Origin of the sequence: Pseudomonas sp. Ant30-3 (assembly GCF_000690905.1) — a bacterium.
Classification (GTDB): domain Bacteria; phylum Pseudomonadota; class Gammaproteobacteria; order Pseudomonadales; family Pseudomonadaceae; genus Aquipseudomonas.
This window is the reverse complement of record NZ_JMCL01000200.1, coordinates 1-449: the sequence shown is the minus strand read 5'-3', so window position 1 is coordinate 449 and position 449 is coordinate 1. Positions and strand designations below refer to the sequence as shown.

Below are 449 nucleotides of genomic sequence, written 5' to 3'. Positions count from 1 at the left end.
GCAGTAGCGTGCGCCGGAAAGTGCGGTACGACATGCTCGCCAAGTTCCTGAACAATCTCATGCGCCGGACGTGTCGCGTATTTCAGGTTGAGGCCAATATGATTAACCCCAATATCGCGCAAGCGGCTGAAGTAGTCAGTAAAGAATCGGTGACCAGCCCGAAACCCGAGGAAGATGGGCGATGGGGGTTCATCGGGATTCTCCGACAGGTCAATATAGAAGGATTGCGTGAAGGGTTTGAATCTTGGTGTCAGCGACCGCCAATTCTTGATTGTCATGGCTTGCTGCGCGATATTTTGGGGATAGTAAAGCCAGCCATCCCCATGCTCGGCAATCCATTCGACCGACTGGCGTGAATGACCAGTCACCATCACGGGAATGTCTCTCAACGCCGGTTTCGGCAGCGTATCTGCACCCGACAAGTTCACTCGGGGCGTGGAGATTTCCGG

1 protein-coding gene is annotated in these 449 nt (G+C 54.3%); it reads right to left on the bottom strand.

Annotated features, from left to right (window positions below; translation table 11 throughout):
* Window positions 1-449: LLM class flavin-dependent oxidoreductase (locus DU29_RS1000000132050; RefSeq protein ID WP_028624789.1), on the bottom strand; the 449-nt coding region annotated here is incomplete at both ends.